Here is a 17037-nt window from a genome sequence, read left to right as displayed (position 1 = left end):
GTTCCGTACGGCGTGGCGCCGAGCCGCGTGTGGGGGCAGTGCGGCGAACGTGGGACGGTCGACGATGACGCGCCAAGGCAGCCCTCCCCCTGGCCCCGGCGACCGGCCGGGGGACCCCTTCGACAGCGCCGCCACGGCCAGGGCCACGGTGGACCGCCGGGGCGTCCTCACCTCGTGGAGCGAGGGCGCCGAGCGGCTGCTCGGGTACACGGAGTCGCAGACCGTGGGGCGCGGGGCGGCGATGCTGCTGGCGGACGGGGTGCCCGAGGGGGGCCTGCCCCCGGGGGTGCGGCCCGACGGCGGGGAGCCGCGCTGGAACGGAACGCTCACGCTGCGCCACCGGGACGGGCGTCCGCTGGACGTCCGGGTGCTGGCCCACCGGCAGGACCCGGGCGGCCGCGCGCCGGGCGGCTGGCTGCTGGTGTCCGCGCTGGGCGGCGGGGAGGCGGTGGCCGGGGATGCCGAGCTGGGCCGCTGGGCGTTCGACCAGTGCCCGTGCGCCGTCGCCGTGTACGACACCGCGCTGCGGCTGCGCCGGGTGAACGAGGCGATGCGCGGGGTCATCGGCCTCCCGGAGGACGAGATCCGCGGTCTGCGCCTCTCCGAGATCGGCGGCAAGCCGCAGAGCGGTGAGCTGGAGGAGCAGATGCGTACGGTGCTGACCACCGGCACCGCGATCGACGCCAGGACCTATATGCGGACCGGGGGCGAGGCCGAGGAGCACTCCTGGTCCGCGCGGCTCGCCCCGCTGCGTGACGAGGAGGGCCGGGTGCGGGGTGTGTGCCTGGCCGCGCACGACGTCACCGAGGAGGTCCTGGCCCGGCAGCGGCTGCAACTCCTCAACAGCGCGAGCGTCCGGATCGGCACCACCCTGGACGTGAACCGGACCGCGTGGGAGCTGGCCGACGTGTGCGTTCCGCGGCTCGCGGACTTCGTCAGCGTCGATCTGCTGGAGCATCTCGAAACCGGCGCCGAGCCGCCGCCGGGCCCGGTCACCGGTCCCGTGCCGCTGCGCAGGGTGGCGCACCGCTCGCGTACGGAGGAGGGAGCCCCCGACGCCTGGGTGAAGGTGGGCGGCGTACAGGTCTATCCGGACTTCTCGCCCCTGGCGGCCGGCCTGGCCTCGGGCCGCCCCGTCCTGAACGTGACGACCGACCCGGCGATGCGCCGCTGGGCCGACCAGAGCCCCGAACGCGCCGCGTACGCCAGGAAGCACGGCTTCCACTGGGTGATGACCGTGCCGGTCCTGGCGCGCGGTACGACGCTCGGCGTGGTGGTCTTCTCCCGGCTCGTGGGCGCCGCACCGTTCGCTCCCGACGATGTGCTGCTGGCGGAGGAGATCACCGCGCGGGCGGCCGTGTGCATCGACAACGCGCGCCGCTTCACCCGGGAGCAGAACACCTCGCTCGCGCTCCAGCGCAGCCTGCTGCCGCACCATCTGCCCCGGGCGAACGCCGTGGAGATCGCCTCCCGCTATCTGCCGGCCTCCCCGCACCCCGGGGTCGGCGGGGACTGGTTCGACGTGATCCCGCTCTCCGGCGCGCGGGTCGCGCTGGTGGTGGGCGACGTGGTGGGGCACGGCATCCAGGCCTCGGCCACGATGGGCCGGCTCCGTACGGCGGTGCGCACGCTCGCCGATGTCGATCTGCCGCCGGACGAACTCCTCACCCATCTCGACGATCTCGTGATCCGGCTCTCCTCCGAGGCGGGTGCCGAAGAGACCTCGGGCGAGGTGGGCGCCACCTGCCTGTACGCGGTGTACGACCCGATCTCGCGGCGCTGCACCCTGGCGGGGGCGGGCCATCCGCCGCCGGTGGTGGTCACCCCGGACGGTCTGACGTACCCCGTCGAGCTGCCGGTCGGTCCCCCGCTCGGGATCGGCGGACTGCCCTTCGAGTCGGTCGACTTCGAACTGCCCGAGGGCACCGTGCTCGCCCTGTACACCGACGGTCTGATGGACGGCAGGGACGACACCGACGAGGGGCGCCGGCTGCTCGCCGAGGCCCTGGCGCGCCCCGCCGCCTCGCTGGACGCGGTCTGCGGCGCGGTGCTCGGCGCACTGCTGCCCGGCCCCGGCGCGCCGGACGACGTGGCGCTGCTGCTGGCCCGTACGAAGGTGCTGGACACCGCGCACGTGGCCACCTGGGACGTGCCCGCCGACCCCGCCGAGGTGGCCAGGACCCGCGGCTATGTCACCGAACAGCTCAGGGACTGGCGGCTGGAGGACGCGACCTTCGCGACCGAGCTCATCACCAGCGAACTGGTCACCAACGCCATCCGGCACGCCACGCCGCCCATCCAGCTCCGGCTGATCCACGACCTGTCGCTGATCTGCGAGGTCTCCGACTCCAGCACGACCGTGCCGCATCTGCGGCGGGCCCGCGCCTTCGACGAGGGCGGGCGGGGGCTGCTGCTGGTCGCACAGCTCACACAGCGCTGGGGCAGCCGGCACAACCCGACGGGCAAGACGATCTGGGCGGAGCAGATCCTCGATCAGGAGAACGGCGAGGGGTAGCGGCGCGGCGGCGTCGCCGGTCCGCCCGGTGGTCCGATCGTCGTCTGCGTCTCGTCTTGGTCCGCCCACTGGTCCGCCCAGCGGTCCGTTCCGTGGTCCGTTCCGTGGTCCGTTCCGTGATTTCTTCAGTGGTCCGCCGCGGCCTGCGCCGCCAGCCGGACGGGGGCGTTGACCGCGCCGTACCCCTGGTAGCCACCGGTGCGCTGGACCACCTCGAAGAAGACCCGGCCGGCCGACACCGTGTAGAAGTGGCGGAACTCCCCGCCCAGTTCGTCAAGGTCGTAGAGGATCCCCAGGTCGCGGTAGGTGTCCAGCTCGCCGGGGGCGAATGTGAAACGGGCGTCGAGATCGTCGTGGTAATTGGCCGGGATCTCCAGCAGCGCCGCGCCCCGCTCCCGTACCAGCCCGGCCGTGGCGGTGATGTCGTCCGTGGCGAACGCGAGGTGCTGCGCGCGTCCCGCGTCGCCGGTCGGTACGGGGGCGAGGTTGAGGACGAGCCGCGCCTCCCCCGCGCCGCCGGTGAGCGCGCGGCTGCGGAACAGGCCGTACGGGTCGGCGATCTCGACGCTGTCGTGGGGGCTCAGGCCGAGCACGGTGCGGTGGAAGAGGACCGCCTCGTCGTAGTGGTGCCAGGGCTGGGTGAGCGCCACATGGTCGACGCGGCCGATCCCGGTCCCCCGCGCCGCGCGCCGGGCGGGCACCGCGGGGAAGTCGCCGGTCCAGTCGGGCAGTCCGGCACGGCCGGTGGCGCAGAAGAACAGGGCGGTGCCGTCGGGAGCCGCGACCGCGTCCAGCGGTACGTCGCCGGCCGCGCGGCGGCGCGGCAGGACCGGGGCGAGCAGCGCCTCGGCCCGCCGGGCGGCCCCGGCCGGGTCGGTGGTCTCCAGGCCGATCGCGGCGAGCGCGGTGGACGCGCGCCGGCCGCCCGCGGCGGTGCTCAGCAGGACCCGCGCCTCGCCCTGGGTCCACAGCTCCACCGGCTTCGTGGCGTGCCTCCCGGTACGGGCGAAGCCGAGGGCGCCCAGCAGCTCCCCGACCGGACCGGGGTCGGGGGTGGCCAGCTCGGCGAAGGCGAAGCCGGAGGGCACCACGGGGGCGGGCAGCCCGGCGATCCCGGCGGCGTCCTCCAGGGCGATCAGCGAGCGCAGCGCGTCCACGGCCGTGGAGCCCGCCTCCGCCTGCCGGAAGACATCGTTGAAGACCTCCAGCGAAAGCGGTCCGGCGTATCCGGCGCGGACCGCCTGGCGGACCAGCCCGGCGACATCGAACCCGCCCTGGCCCGGGAAGCAGCGGTAGTGCCGGCTCCACTGGAGGACGTCCATCGCCATCAGCGGGGCGTCGGCGAGTTGGAGGAAGAAGATCTTCTCGCCGGGGATCTCCGCGACGCCCCGCGGATCGGTGCCCCGGGACAGGATGTGGAAGCTGTCGAGACAGACCCCGAGCGCCGGGTGCCCGGCCGCCGCCACGATCCGCCAGGCGTGGTCGTACGTGGAGACATGGCGCCCCCAGGCCAGCGCCTCGTAGGCGATCCGGACCCCGGCCTGTGCCGCCCGTTCGGCGAGGGCGTGGAGCTGGGCGGCGGCGAGCGCGTCGTCGTCCTCGGCGTACGGGGAGACGCTGGAGCAGACCAGCAGCGTGTCCGTGCCGAGCCGGCGCATGACGTCGAACTTCCGCTCGGCGCGGCGCAGGTTGCGCGCGAACAGCTCCGCGGGGACCGCCTCGATGTCGCGCATCGGCTGGTACAGGTCGATGGTCAGACCCAGGTCCGCCGCGCGGTCCCGTACCTCTTCCGGCGCGAGCGGGGAGGCGAGCAGATCGTTCTCGAAGATCTCGACGCCGTCGAAGCCCGCGCGCGCCGCGGCGGCGAGCTTCTCGCCGAGCGAACCGCTCAGCGAGACGGTGGCGATGGACTTGCGCACGACAACCTCCGATGGTCCACTCTGCGGATCAACTGGTCCGTGCTGCGGAGCGTACGGCGCGGGACCGGGACCGGCAAGGGTGCTGCCCGTCCGGCGATAAGGTGCGGGGGACGCGGGACGACGGGAGCGTGGTGGCGGTGGCGGTGGACGAGGGGGCCGGCCGGTCCGACGGCGAACGGGACGCCGGCGGCGCGGGGGTACGCAGTGTCCGGCGGGCCCTGGACATCCTCACCCTGCTCACGGAGGACCGGCCGGTCGTCTCGCTGCGGGAGATCACCGAGGCCACCGGGCTGCCCAAGACGACAGTGCTGCGCCTGGTCCACACACTGGAACAGAGCGGGCTGCTGTGGTCCGCCGCGGGCGGCTACACCGCGGGGCCCGGACTGTGGCGGTGGGCGCATCTCGCGCGCACCCAGTGGGAGGTCACCCGGGAGACCCGGGGGCTGATGCGCGGCCTCGCGGACCGGACCCGGGAGACGGTCAACCTCTTCGTCGCCCACGATCTGCACCGGGTGTGCGTCGCGCACGAGGAGAGCCCGCATCCGCTGCGCCATGTGATCGAGGTGGGCGATCAGCAGCCGCTGTGGGCCGGAGCCTCCTCGAAGATCCTGCTCGGGGACGCCCCGGACGCACTGCTGCGGCGGGTCGCGCTCGCCTCCCCGGACGGTGAGCCCGCCGTGGCCGCGCTGCGCGCGACGGCGCGGGAGGCGCGGCGCCGGGGTTACGCGGTGAGCAGCGGGGAGTGGGACGACGGGCTGACCGCCGTGGCCGTACCGGTCACCGGGCGGTCGGGCGCCGTGATCGCCTCGCTCTCCCTGAGCGGCCCGAGCCAGCGCTTCCCGTACGAGGCGGTCGAGCGGTTCGCGGCGGACCTGGCCGAGGTGGCCCGGCTGATCTCGGAACAGGGCTTCAGCCATCCGCTGACCGGGTCGTCCGAGTCCGGGCGCCGGGGGACGGCGCGCCGCGCCTGACCCTCGCCGCACCGGACGGCGGCAACCCGTCCGGTCCCTCTGCTCCCTCTGCTCCCTCGCCGCTCAGCCGCCCCATGGCCGCCCCGCCGGTTCCGGTCGGTGGATGCCGCGCGGCCGGTAGCCCAGCCGGTCCGCGACGCCGACCAGATCGGCCAGCAGCCAGACGATGGCAAGCCACATCTCCGTACCCTGGAGCCCCGGCTCCCGGCCGGGGCCCGCGCCTCCCTCGCCGGCGGGCCCGAAGCCGAAGCCGGCCCCGTCCCGCCAGCGCGCCAGCGCGCGCGTCAACCGCTCCTCGGCCCAGGTGCGCACCTCGGCCGCCCGATGGCCGGTCTGCCGCCCGGCGAGCCACAACGGGTGCGCGACGTCCAGCACGTTGCAGGCGTTCTCCCGGTCCGGCGCGAACCAGCGCGGATCGCGGGCGTGGTCCAGTACCGTGTCCACGACCCGCTCCGCGTACGGCACCGCCAGTCCGAACTGCGCGTAGGAGCCCCGGGTGAGGCGGTAGTAGCCGTTGACCACCTGGAGCCGTCCCTCGGTCGGCGACGCGGCCGCGCCCCACATCCCGGTCCATGGATCGACCCGGGTGGTGAGCCAGCCGAACAGTGCCTCCAGCGCGCCCGGCGCGCCGGTCCCGGCGCCCCACGTGTGATTGCGGTGGGCGGCGGTCGCCCAGCAGTCCACCCAGGCGCCGGCCGACCAGGCCCGGGTCCGCCACGGCAGTCTCTCCAGGCGTGCGAGGAGCTGATCGGGCGTCATACGCAGCGCCGCGTGGACGGGGTGGGCGAAACGGGAGCCCAGCAGGTCCAGTGCGTATCCCACCGCCAGGACGTGGTACTCGGCGTGGCCGTCCTCGACCCAGCCGTCGTGCGCGGGCGCGGGCAGCACACCGGGCCCGCCGTCGGGGGCCAGCTCGGGGACCAGTCCGCTGACGGGGTCCTGGAGGCTCCGCAGCCGCTCGGCGTGGCCGACGGCGGTCAGCTGCGCGGGAGGTGTGCCCAGCAGCAGGTCGGTGACCTCGACGGCGTCGCAGTGTGCCCGGACGGTCGCGGGGACACCGGGACGGTCGCCGTACCGGCCGGTGTCGGGGTTCCAGCAGCGCTCGACGACCTCGGCGGCCTGCGCGCGCACCCGGTCGGCGAAGCGGGCGACGGAGTCCCCCGTACGGTCGGACGGCGCCCCTCCCCGCGACCCGCCGGACGCACGCCGGTCGCGCATCGGCCGGGCCGGGTTGCCCGCGGCGATCGTCCACGGCGCCAGGTCCTTGGTGACGACGGAGCCGGCGCCCACCACACAGTGGTCTCCGATCGTCACCCCGTCCAGCACGACGGCGTTCGAGCCGATCCACACGTCGTCGCCGACGGTGATCCCCTTGCTGGTCAGGGGCTGGCGATGCACGGGCTCGTCGGGGGCGAAGCCGTGGTTGAAGCCCAGCAGGGAACTGTGGGCACCGATCCGCACCCCGTCGCCCAGGGTGATCCGCCCCCGGACGGTGGCGTACGGATTGACGGTGCAGTCGGCGCCGGTCGCCACCTCGCCGGTGACATAGGCGTGTCCGGCGATGTAGGACCCCTCCCCCAGGTCCAGGCCGTCCGGGAAGACCCCGGCGGCGGCGGAGACGAAACAGCTCGGCCCGACCCGCGCACCCGCGTCGGTCAGACGTCGCTGCCGCGCGGCCTGCGCGGCACGCTGCGCGGCGGAGGCGTGCCGGGCGAAGTCCCAGGGGCAGTAGTCGAAGTAGGTGTCCTCGAAGGACGGTTCCGGGTCCATCGCACCAGGTTAGGGAGAGCACCTTCCCTCCACGCAACAGTCACAACTTCATCACTACCCGCGCATACCTGTCCCAGGCCATGGCTTTCCCTCGTTACGGTCGGCGCTTCACGAACTACCTCAGGGGGACCCATGTCGCACCATCCGCCACCGCAGCCCACCGGACCCAACCCCTATGTGGCCCCCCAACCGCCAGGCCGCCGGGCGAAGTGGACACGTAAGCGGGTGCTGTTCCCGGCCGCCGGTCTTCTCTTCTTCCTGGGCGTCGCCGTCGGCGCCACGGACGACCCCGCCCAGGCGGAGCAGGCAGCGGCAGTGAAGAGTGCGCCGAAGGCAACGGTCACGGCGACGGCCACCGAGACCGCGTCGCCCGCACCGGCGGTCACCGAGACCGTCACCGCGAGCCCCGAACCGGCTCCCACCGTCACGGAGACGAAGACCGTCAAGGTGACCGTCGCGCCGGCGGCCGACAGCGACTCGGGGTCGAACGGATCGGGGTCAGGGTCAGGGTCGGGATCGGGGTCGGGGTCCGGCGCGGGCGGTTCCGTGTACTACAAGAACTGCACAGCGGCCCGGGCCGCGGGCGCCGCCCCCGTGCACGCCGGCGACCCCGGCTACGGACCCCACCTCGACCGTGACGGGGACGGAGTGGGCTGCGAGTAGGCGGCGGACGGGTACGGCGGGGCGGCCCTCTCCCCACCCCGCCGCTCCCACGGCATACTTGGGCCGCCCGCCCGCGCCCCGGTGGTCCGGCGGGTTCGATCCCCACTGACCGGGAGGCTCATTGACAGCGTCCGCGTCCGACCCCGTATCCATACCTGATCCCGTGCCCGTGCCCGCCCTGCCCGGTGGTGTCGATCCGGCGTGGCTGCCGCCCGAGGTGTTCCGGCCTCTCGGGGTCCGGCGCGTCCTGGTCTCCGGGGCGGGGACCCTGGTGGAGACGGTGTACGGGGAAGTGGCGTACGCCTGTGGGCGGTTCGGCGGTGCGGCGGTCAGGGGGACGCGGTCGCCGGGCGGGTCGTACGACGTGGTGCTCGCGGTGGGTGAGGACGACGGCCCTGACCCGCTCGGGAGCGAGGGGTTCGCGCTGGAGCGGGCCGGTGGTGTCACCCGGGTGACGGCCGACGGGCCGGCCGGGCTGCTGTACGGGCTGTTCCATCTGGTGCGGCTCGGCGAGGCGGCCTTCGAGGGCGAGCGGGCACGTGAGGCGCACCGTCCGGCGCTGGCGCTGCGGATGCTGGACCACTGGGACAACGTCGCCGTACATCCGGTGATGGGACAGGTGGAGCGGGGATACGCCGGTGGTTCGCTGTTCTGGCGGGACGGCCTGGCGCGGTCCGCGCCGGGCGAGTTGGCGCGGGTGCGGTGGTACGGCAGGCTGCTGGCCGCGTGCGGTGTCAACGCGGTCGCCGTGAACAACGTGAACGTGCACCACACCGAAGCACACCTGCTGACGGACCGCATCGGCGAGGTGGCCGCGCTCGCGGATGCGCTGCGCCCGTACGGGATCCGGACGCATCTCGCCGTCTCCTTCGCCGCTCCGATGACCCTCGGCGGCCTGCCCACCGCCGATCCGGCGCACGAGGCGGTGGCCGGCTGGTGGGCACAGACGACCGGCCGGGTGTATGCGGCGATCCCCGACTTCGGCGGGTATGTGGTGAAGGCCGACTCCGAGGGGCAGCCGGGCCCGTTCGCCTACGGCCGCAGCCACGCGGACGGCGCCAATCTGCTGGCCGGGGCGCTCGCCCCGTACGGCGGTACGGTGCACTGGCGGGCCTTTGTCTACGACCACCGGCAGGACTGGCGGGACCGCTCGACGGACCGGGCGCGCGCGGCCTGCGACCATTTCGCCCCGCTGGACGGTGAGTTCGCGCCGAACGCGGTGCTCCAGGTGAAGCACGGGCCGCTGGACTTCCAGCCGCGCGAGCCCGTCTCCCCGGTGATCGGCGCGATGCCCCGCACCCGGCTCGCGGTGGAGATCCAGGCCACCCAGGAGTACACGGGTCAGCAGCGGCACGTGTGCTGGCTCGGTCCGATGTGGAGCGAGGTCCTGCGGTTCCGGCCCGGGGGCGAGGACAGTTCGAGCGTCGGGGACCTCGCACGCGGCGGCGGTCTGGTGGCGGTGTCCAACGCGGGCGACGACCGGTTCTGGACCGGGCATCCACTGGCGCAGGCCAACCTGTACGCGGTCGGCCGGCTGGCGTGGCGGCCCGACGCTGATCCGCGCACCGTGCTGCGCGAGTGGATCGAGCTGACCTTCGTCCCCGGGCGGAGCGCCGATCCCGAGCGGCTGCGCGGCGGGCTGCACGCGGTCCTGGACGGTTCCTGGCGGACGTACGAGAAGTACACGGCGCCGCTCGGTACCGGCTTCATGGTGCAGCCGGGACACCACTACGGGCCGAGTGTGGACGGCTACGAGTACAGCCCGTGGGGCACGTACCACTTCGCCGACCGGGACGGTGTCGGTGTCGACCGCGGCCGGACGACGGGCACCGGCTTCGCCGGGCAGTACGCGAAGCCGTGGGCGGAAGTGTACGAGTCGCCCGGTACCTGCCCGGACGAGCTGCTGCTCTTCTTCCACCATGTGCCGTACGGACATGTGCTGCACAGCGGGAAGACGGTGATCCAGCACATCTACGACACGCACTTCGACGGTGTGACGGAGGCCGAGGAGGCCCGCCGGGTGTGGGCCTCACTCGCCGGTCTGGTCGATCCGGCGCGCCACGCGCGGGCGGCGGAGCGCTACGAGGAGCAGGTGCGCGGCGCCCGCGAGTGGCGCGACCACATCAACACGTACTTCTTCCGGAAGTCGGGCGTGCCGGACGCGCGCGGGCGCCGCATCCACTGACCGCGCGGCGGTCCCGGGGCGAGGGCGCCCGGGGCCGCCGCGCGGGCGCGGTCACTCCACGGCCTGTTCCAGACGCAGTACGCGAACCCCGCACGGATCCAGTGTGAACGCCTCACCGCGCTCGGTCCGCTTGCCGGTGAGCAGGTCGACGGCGCTCGCGTGGGCGGTCAACGGCACTGGTCCGGCCGCGTGGTTGAGCAGGAAGAACAGTCGGGTGCCGTCCGGGGCCGTGCGGGCGGCGGTCTCCACCGAGGGGTGGGCGGCGTACGGGCCGACGAGTCCGTGGCGGGCGAGGACGCGGTGTACCACCCAGTCGACGCCCGGCTGGTCGAGCGCGGTCGCGACGTACCAGCCCTCGCCCCCGCTCCCGCCGACGGGGTGCCGGGTGACGGCCGGGGTGCCCGCGTAGAAGTCGTCCTGGTAGGTGCCGACCGGTTCTGCGCCGCGCGGCAGCACGAGCTCGAAGACCAGGCGGGCCTCGGTGCGCAGGGCGTCGTCGCCGGTGCCGAGCACGACCGGGTTGACGGTGTCGGCGGGGCGGGAGTCCCACTCGTCCACACGCACCCCCATGAGGCCGGCCAGCGGTCCTGGGACGTCGGTGAGGAAGGCGTTGTCGTGTTCGTCGGCGCGGCCGGAGAGGAACGTCGTCAGGACGGTACCGCCCCGGGCTGCGACGGCTTCCAGGCGCGGGGCGAGATCGCCTTTCACCAGGTGCAGGACGGGGACGAGGACCACGTCGTACGGGGTGAGGTCGGCGGTCACGGCGACCACGTCCACATCGGCGCCCGCCGCACGCGCGGCCCGGTAGTACGTATGGACGACGTCCTGGTAGCGGACGAGGCGGGACGGCCCGTCCGAGAGCTCAAGCGCCCACCAGCTGTCCCAGTCGAAGAGGAGAGCGGTACGTGCCGGGGTGCGGGCGCCGAGTGTGACCGGCCCCAGCTCCGCCAGTTCCCTTCCCAGCGAGGCGACTTCACGGAAGACGCGAGTGTCCTCGCGTCCGGCGTGGCCGATGACCGCGCCGTGGTACTTCTCGCAGGCCCCGCGCGAGGCGCGCAGTTGGAAGTAGAGGGCGGCGTCCGCGCCGTGGGCGACGGCCTGCCAGGTGGCCAGCCGCAGCTCACCGGGGCGCCTGAGCGGGTTCACCTCACGGCAGGCGGTGGTGGAGGGGGTCTGTTCCATGAGCCAGAAGGGCGCGCCGTCCTTGAGTCCGCGCATCAGGTCGTGCCCGAGGGCGGCCCGGGTGGGCGGGGCGTCGAGCGGCGGATAGCTGTCCCAGGAGGCGAAGTCGAGATGGGGCGCCCAGCGGTGGTAGTCCAACGGCCGGTAGGTTCCCATGAAGTTGGTGGTGACGGGGGTGTGCGGGTCATGGCGGCGGATCGCCTCCTTCTCGGCGCGGAAGCAGCCGAGGAGGGCGTCCGTGGTGAAGCGGTGGTAGTCGAGGGTGATGCCCTGGAAGGCGGTGTGGTCGGGTCCGCGCCAGTGCTCGGTGAGGGCGCTGGGCGGCTCGATCTCGTCCCAGTCGGTGTAGCGGTGTGACCAGAAGGTGGTGCACCAGGCGTCGTTGAGGGCGGCGAGGGTGCCGTGCCGCTCGCGCAGCCAGACGCGGAACGCGGCGGCGCACAGGTCGCAGTAACAGGCCCCGCCGTACTCGTTGTTGATGTGCCAGGCGAGCAGGGCCGGGTGGGCGGCGCAGCGTTCGGCGACACGGCCGGCGAGTGCGGCGGCGAGCCGGCGGTACACGGGTGAGCTGGGGCAGAAGTTGTGGCGTTGTCCGTAGCGGTGGCGGCGGCCCTCGAAGTCGGTGCGGTTGACCTCCGGGTGTGCGCGGGCCAGCCAGGGCGGGAGTGCGGCGGTGCCGGTGGCGAGACACACCTGCCTGCCTTCGGCCGTCGCGCGGTCCAGGATCCGGTCGAGGACGGTGAACTCGTAGGTGTCCTCGGCGGGTTGGGTGAGCGCCCAGGAGAAGACCCCGGCCGTGAGGGTGTCGATACGGGCCTCGCCGAACAGCCGGTGGTCCTCGTCCCGGACGGGTTCGGGCCACTGCTCGGGGTTGTAGTCGCCGCCGTAGGCGATTCGGTCGGTCTTGGGGGTGGTCATACGGTGAAGTCCTCCTCGGTCTCGATGGTCACCGGGCGGATCGTGTGCAGCAGGCAGAGCAGCAGCGGGGCGGCGAGCAGGGCGGGCAGCGCCTCCGTGAAGAGCACGGCGAGCCCGGCGGCGAGGACGAGCAGGGAGGCGGTGCCGAGGGTGGCCCGGCCGTGCCGGAGCAGGAAGTACGCGGCCAGGCGCGCGATGTCGGCGGTGCGGAACGTGAAGAGCGAGGCGAGTACGAGCGCGTACGTTCCCCACAGCGCCGACAGCAGAGCGATGGCCATCAGCAGCCAGGCCCACCAGCGGGGCAGGCCCGAGACGGGGAAGTGGGCGAGCGAGAAGCCGATGACCGTGAGCCAGCCGAGCAGCGGCGCCCACAGCTTGAGCGCGGGCACGGCGTTCAGCCGCCAGCCGTGTGCGTACGCGCGGGCCGGGCGCAGCTCCGTGAGGTCCCGGCTCCGGCGGTGGAGCGCGTACAGCGCGGCGGAGAGTGCGGGGCCGAGCGGCAGCAGACAGACGGCGGCGAGCGGCAGGTTGGACGCGGAGCGGGACAGGAAGAACAGTGCGACCAGGCCGGGCCCGGTGGCCGCGAGCACCATCAGTTCGACGGTGAGCAGGGTGTGGACCAGCGCGGCGGCGCGGGAGAGCGTTCCCGTGCCGAAGGTGGGGCGGGGGGCCGCCCCGGGCGGGCGCGTCGCGGCGGGAGGGTCCGGTGTGCGCTGGCGTGGGAGCGTGCCCGTCATCGTCAGCCGTTCTCCTTCCGGAAGCGTTCGTACGCCTTGTTGGTGACGTCGACGAACTGCTGCATGTTCTTGGCCTTCAGCTCGGCGACATAGTCGTCCCAGGCTGACAACGGGCGCCTGCCGAGGACGAATTGAAGAGTGTTCTGCTTGACGTGGTCCCGCAGCGGGGTCTCCCGGAGCGTGGCCTGCTCCTGTTCCATGGCCTGGAGCGGGTGGGCGGGCTCGACGGGGAGCCGCCTGCGCCGGGCCATCGCGTCCTGGAAGGTCTTCTCGTCCGCCGTGAAGGAGGAGGCGACCAGGGACCAGTTGCCGCCGTAGGCGAAGACACCGTTGGAGAAACCGTAGTCCTTCTGCAGGTCCTTCTTCGCGTCCGGGTTCAGGCCCAGCACCTTGATGCCGTCGACCGGCTCGTAGCGGCCGGCGCCGGAGTTCGTGTAGGTGACGTTCCTGACGCCCCACTTGGCGAATTCCTGCCCGGCGTCCGAGTACCACAGCCAGTCCACGAACTGCATCATCGCGACGAAGTTCTCGCTCTTCAGCGCCTTGCTGGAGATCATCATGCCGTTCTCCAGGCGGCTGCCCGCCACGACGGGGCCGGCCGGCCCGATGGGCATCGGGATCATCTCCACGGTGGCGCCCTTGATCTGCTTCGCCAGGTTGTTGCGGTACTCGTCCGCCAGGACCTGCGGATTGCTGCTGATCACGAAGGACTTGCCGCCGAACAGCTTCTGCTTGGCCTGGTCGTCGGACTGGGTGAAGCTCTCCGGGTCCACCAGGCCGCCTGCGACCAGCTCGCGCAGGTACTCCAGCATCCGGCGGTAGGCGTCCATGGCGCCGGTGAAGACGAACCTCTGTGCCTCGGCGTCCCAGGTGGCGTTCTGGTAGCCCCAGCCGCCCTTGGTGCCGTAGGCCGGGGCGAGGAAGTTGAGCAGCGCGCCGCCCGGCTCGGGCTGGTTCCAGCGGTCGGAGAGGGGATACGCGTCGGGGTGGGCCTCCTTGAGGCCCTTCAGCACCTCGTGGACCTCGTCCCAGGTGGTCGGCAGCGCGAGCCCGGCCTTCTCCAGTACGTCGGTGCGCAGGGCGAGGGAGTAGCCGACCCGCACCTTCTCGTGCAGGCCCGGCAGGAGGTAGTACCTGCCGTCGGACTGCCGGATGGAGTCCAGATCGCCCGTGAGCCCCCACTTCCTGACCTTGTCCTGGAAGTGCGGCATCAGGTGTACGTACTCGCTGACCGGGAGGACGGCCCCCGAGGAGACGAACGCGGTCTCCGTGCCCGGGTATGTCTTGGGGATGAGGAAGGGCGCGTCCCCCGCCCCGATGAGCAGGCCCTTCTTCTTCTCGTAGTCGCTGTACGGGACGGCGGTCGCCTTCAGGGTGACGCCCGTACGGCGGGTCAGCTCCTTCCAGAAGAGCCAGCTCTCCTTGAGCGGATAGGTCGGCATGTTGTTGTGGAGGATGGTGAAGGACAGCGGTTCCGTGGCCTTGAACTGGTCGCCCGGGCCGTACTTCTTCATCGCTCCGGCCTGTTTGCCGGAGAGGTCCTTCGCGTCCGTCTCGTCCGCACCGCTGCCGCAGCCGACGAGCACGGTGAGGCCGGCGAAACCGGCGGCGGCGAGCAGGCCGCGCCGCGAGAGCTGTCCGGAGTTCTTCACGATTACTCCTCTGTTGCGAAGTCGGGGTGTTCCGCGTCAGCCCTTGACCGCGCCGAGCGTGACGCCGGAGACGAAGTACCGCTGGACGAACGGGTAGACGGCAAGAATGGGGAGTGCGGTGAGCAGGATCGTGACGGCCTGGATGTTCGCCCCCACCTGGGTGAGCTGCTCCGTCTCGGCGCCGAGGTTTCCCCCGCCGGTCGCGCCGGCGATCATGTTGCGGAGATAGACCGTGACCGGCATCAGCTCGGCCCGGTCCATGTAGAGGAAGGCACCGAACCAGGAATTCCAGAAGGAGACCGAGTAGAAGAGCACCATCGTCGCGATCACCGCTTTGGAGAGGGGCAGCACGATACGGAGCAGAATGCCGTAGGTGCTCAGTCCGTCGATCTGCGCGGCCTCTTCGAGTTCGGACGGCAGGTTCTCGAAGAACGCCTTCATCACGAGCAGGTTGAAGACGCTGATCGCGTTCGGGATCACCAGCGCCCAGAGGGTGTTCTTCAAGCCGAGGCTGGTGATGAGGACGTAGTTGGGGATCAGTCCGCCGGAGAAGAACATGGTGAAGACGGCGATGCCGATGAGCGCGTTGCGGCCCTTCAGGTGCTGTTTCGAGAGGACGTACGCGTAGCAGGTGGTGAGCACCATGGCGATGACGGTGGCCACCACCGTGTAGAGCACGGTGTTGCCGTAGTTGCGCCAGAACATGCCGTCCGAGACGACCAGGCGGTACGTGGTCAGGTTGAAGCCCTCGGGCAGCAGGTTCACCTGGCCGGCCCGGATACGGTCCTCCGCGCTGAGGGAGCGGGCGATGATGTTCACGAAGGGGTAGAGGGTCACGGTCACGACCCCGGTCAGCACGAGCCCGTTCACCGCCTGGAAGGCACGGTAACCCCGGGAGGGCTCGTGCACCGAGGTACGCGGGCGCGGTGCGCGGCGCCGGGGGCCGCCCGCCGGGGTCACCACAGGCTCGTCCCCACCGTGCGACGCGAGAGCTGGTTCGCGGAGAAGATCAGCACCAGCCCGATGACCGCCTCGAACAGGCCGATCGCGGCGGCGTAGCTGAAGCTGTTGGACTCGACGCCGGCCCGGTAGAGATAGGTGGAGATGACGTCGGCGGTCGGGTAGGTCAGCGGGTTGTAGATCAGCATGATCTTCTCGAATCCCACCGCCATGAACGTGCCGATGTTGAGGATCAGCAGTGTGATCATGGTGGGGCGGATCCCGGGCAGGGTGATGTGCCGGATCTGCTGCCAGCGGTTGGCCCCGTCGATGCGTGCCGCCTCGTACAGCTCGTCGTCGACGGTGGTGAGTGCGGCGAGGTAGAGGATGGTGCCCCACCCGGCGGTCTGCCAGATCTCCGAGCCGACGTAGACGGTACGGAACCACTCCGGTTCCTGGAGGAACGGGATCGGCGCGTGTCCGAACGTTCCCAGCGCGTGGTTGACGGGGCCGTCCGTGGCGAGGATCTGCATCGTGATGCCCGCGACGATCACGACGGAGAGGAAGTGCGGGAGGTACGACACCGACTGCACGAACCGTTTCAGGGCGCGCGTACGCACCTCGTTGAGGAGCAGCGCCAGGACGATCGGGATCGGGAAGCAGAACACCAGGGTGAGCGTGCCGAGCCACAGTGTGTTGGTGAAGACCTGCCAGAAGGTGGGGTCGGTGAGGAACATGTGCACGTAGCGCAGGCCCACCCAGTCCTCGCCCAGGATCGAACCGCCCGGCTGGAAGCGGCGGAAGGCGATCATGTTCCCGATCATCGGCAGATAGCGGAAGACCAGGAAGAACAGCAGCGGCAGCACCGCCAGTGAGTACAACTGCCAGTCCCGGCCCAGCGCCTGGCGCCAGGTGCGGTGGGCGGACGGCAGCGGGCGGGGTGGGTGGCCGGGCCCGGCCGGACGGGCGCTCACGCCGGCTCCCCCAGGGCGCTCAGGGCGAGGGCGGCGGACGGGGCGGACGCGTACACCCGTACGGCCTCCGCGCCGGCGCGGTCCCCGGCGTCCCGTGCGGTGACCGCGCAGCGGATCTCCCCGGCGACGTCGACCCGGTCCGCCCCGACCGCGAAGTCCTCGCAGGCGAACTCCGGGTAGCCCAGCTCGAATCCGTACCGGGGCCGGGTGCCGTGGTGGCGGGTGATCCGGCCGAGCCCGTGCGCGGCGAACTCGGCGAACCCCTGCTCCACCGTGTCCATCGCGTCCTGAAGAGGGGCCACCGCGCCGCTGTCGCGGTCCACTCCCTGCCACAGGCCGACGAGTTGGGCGAGCTTCTCCTCCAGTGTCATGGCGGCGATCAGATCGAGGACGGCGACCCGGTCATGACCGGGGCCGGCCACTTCGTCAGGGGGAGCAGACACGTATCACTTCTCCGCGTTCGGCGGGCCATCCCGCAATTCCCGGCAAGTGGATCTCCGCAACCGACCGCAAGAGTTGCGGCAGTTTCATGACGCGGACGCTAAGTCCGGGTAAAAACGGGTGTCAAGGAAGCGGTGACGAACTCGCGGATCACGTTTGTTTGCATGAGGA

At 72.1% G+C, this 17037-nt stretch carries 12 protein-coding genes; 4 read left to right on the top strand and 8 right to left on the bottom strand.

From position 1 onward, the window contains the following. The first annotated feature begins 64 nt into the window (after nucleotides 1-64). Nucleotides 65-2515: a SpoIIE family protein phosphatase gene (locus ACIQ7D_RS03505; protein ID WP_403933145.1), complete on the top strand. Its 2451-nt coding sequence runs from the start codon at nucleotides 65-67 to the stop codon at nucleotides 2513-2515. Nucleotides 2516-2640: 125 nt separating this feature from the next. Here the strand turns inward: ACIQ7D_RS03505 and ACIQ7D_RS03500 are convergent, their stop codons facing one another. Further along, nucleotides 2641-4434 (bottom strand): bifunctional sugar phosphate isomerase/epimerase/4-hydroxyphenylpyruvate dioxygenase family protein, encoded by a 1794-nt coding sequence (locus ACIQ7D_RS03500; RefSeq protein WP_403933143.1) that lies wholly within the window; start codon nucleotides 4432-4434, stop codon nucleotides 2641-2643. 137 nt (nucleotides 4435-4571) lie between these two features. On the opposite strand from ACIQ7D_RS03500, the gene ACIQ7D_RS03495 reads away from it, so the two are divergent. Then, the gene (locus ACIQ7D_RS03495; protein WP_403933141.1) at nucleotides 4572-5405 is read left to right on the top strand and encodes an IclR family transcriptional regulator; all 834 of its coding nucleotides are present in this window, start codon (nucleotides 4572-4574) and stop codon (nucleotides 5403-5405) included. Nucleotides 5406-5468: 63 nt separating this feature from the next. On the opposite strand, the gene ACIQ7D_RS03490 is transcribed toward ACIQ7D_RS03495, so the two are convergent. Continuing rightward, entirely contained in the window at nucleotides 5469-7175 is a 1707-nt protein-coding gene (locus tag ACIQ7D_RS03490; RefSeq protein WP_403933140.1) for an acyltransferase, read from the bottom strand. A 132-nt stretch (nucleotides 7176-7307) separates the two neighbouring features. Here ACIQ7D_RS03490 and ACIQ7D_RS03485 point away from each other — a divergent pair, with 132 nt between their 5' ends. Then, complete coding sequence (locus tag ACIQ7D_RS03485) at nucleotides 7308-7838, top strand: excalibur calcium-binding domain-containing protein (protein ID WP_403933138.1); 531 nt, start codon at nucleotides 7308-7310, stop codon at nucleotides 7836-7838. 169 nt (nucleotides 7839-8007) lie between these two features. Beyond that, entirely contained in the window at nucleotides 8008-10023 is a 2016-nt protein-coding gene (locus tag ACIQ7D_RS03480; protein ID WP_403933803.1) for an alpha-glucuronidase, read from the top strand. A 51-nt stretch (nucleotides 10024-10074) separates the two neighbouring features. On the opposite strand, the gene ACIQ7D_RS03475 is transcribed toward ACIQ7D_RS03480, so the two are convergent. Genes ACIQ7D_RS03475 through ACIQ7D_RS03450 form a run of 6 tightly spaced genes read right to left on the bottom strand, consistent with a single transcriptional unit; the run spans nucleotide 10075 to nucleotide 16868 of the window. Beyond that, nucleotides 10075-12123: a beta-galactosidase gene (locus ACIQ7D_RS03475; protein ID WP_403933137.1), complete on the bottom strand. Its 2049-nt coding sequence runs from the start codon at nucleotides 12121-12123 to the stop codon at nucleotides 10075-10077. Then, the gene (locus ACIQ7D_RS03470; protein ID WP_403933136.1) at nucleotides 12120-12860 is read right to left on the bottom strand and encodes a hypothetical protein; all 741 of its coding nucleotides are present in this window, start codon (nucleotides 12858-12860) and stop codon (nucleotides 12120-12122) included. The genes ACIQ7D_RS03475 and ACIQ7D_RS03470 overlap by 4 nt, the downstream gene beginning before the upstream one ends. A 2-nt stretch (nucleotides 12861-12862) precedes the next feature. After that, complete coding sequence (locus ACIQ7D_RS03465) at nucleotides 12863-14512, bottom strand: extracellular solute-binding protein (protein ID WP_403933134.1); 1650 nt, start codon at nucleotides 14510-14512, stop codon at nucleotides 12863-12865. A gap of 36 nt (nucleotides 14513-14548) precedes the next feature. Next, a complete protein-coding gene (locus ACIQ7D_RS03460) occupies nucleotides 14549-15421 on the bottom strand; it encodes a carbohydrate ABC transporter permease (RefSeq protein ID WP_403933132.1) in 873 nt (290 codons plus the stop codon). Between the two features lie 47 nt (nucleotides 15422-15468). Beyond that, nucleotides 15469-16425: an ABC transporter permease gene (locus tag ACIQ7D_RS03455; protein WP_403933130.1), complete on the bottom strand. Its 957-nt coding sequence runs from the start codon at nucleotides 16423-16425 to the stop codon at nucleotides 15469-15471. Further along, on the bottom strand, nucleotides 16422-16868 hold the full coding sequence (locus tag ACIQ7D_RS03450) for a hypothetical protein (protein WP_403933129.1): 447 nt from the start codon (nucleotides 16866-16868) through the stop codon (nucleotides 16422-16424). Before ACIQ7D_RS03450 ends, ACIQ7D_RS03455 begins: the two co-directional genes overlap by 4 nt. Nucleotides 16869-17037: the final 169 nt, after the last annotated feature.

This window comes from Streptomyces sp. NPDC096310 (assembly GCF_044763125.1).
Classification (GTDB): Bacteria; Actinomycetota; Actinomycetes; order Streptomycetales; family Streptomycetaceae; genus Streptomyces.
The sequence above is the reverse complement of the archived record's forward strand: the minus strand, read 5'-3'. Positions and strand labels throughout refer to the sequence as shown.

What these genes read in the sequence shown, in the direction of transcription:
- ACIQ7D_RS03505 (WP_403933145.1), top strand. Translation starts at nt 65, where the DNA reads ATGACGCGCCAAGGCAGCCCTCCCCCTGGCCCCGGCGACCGGCCGGGG.
- ACIQ7D_RS03490 (WP_403933140.1), bottom strand. Translation starts at nt 7,175, where the DNA reads ATGGACCCGGAACCGTCCTTCGAGGACACCTACTTCGACTACTGCCCC.
- ACIQ7D_RS03485 (WP_403933138.1), top strand. Translation starts at nt 7,308, where the DNA reads ATGTCGCACCATCCGCCACCGCAGCCCACCGGACCCAACCCCTATGTG.
- ACIQ7D_RS03475 (WP_403933137.1), bottom strand. Translation starts at nt 12,123, where the DNA reads ATGACCACCCCCAAGACCGACCGAATCGCCTACGGCGGCGACTACAAC.
- ACIQ7D_RS03470 (WP_403933136.1), bottom strand. Translation starts at nt 12,860, where the DNA reads ATGACGGGCACGCTCCCACGCCAGCGCACACCGGACCCTCCCGCCGCG.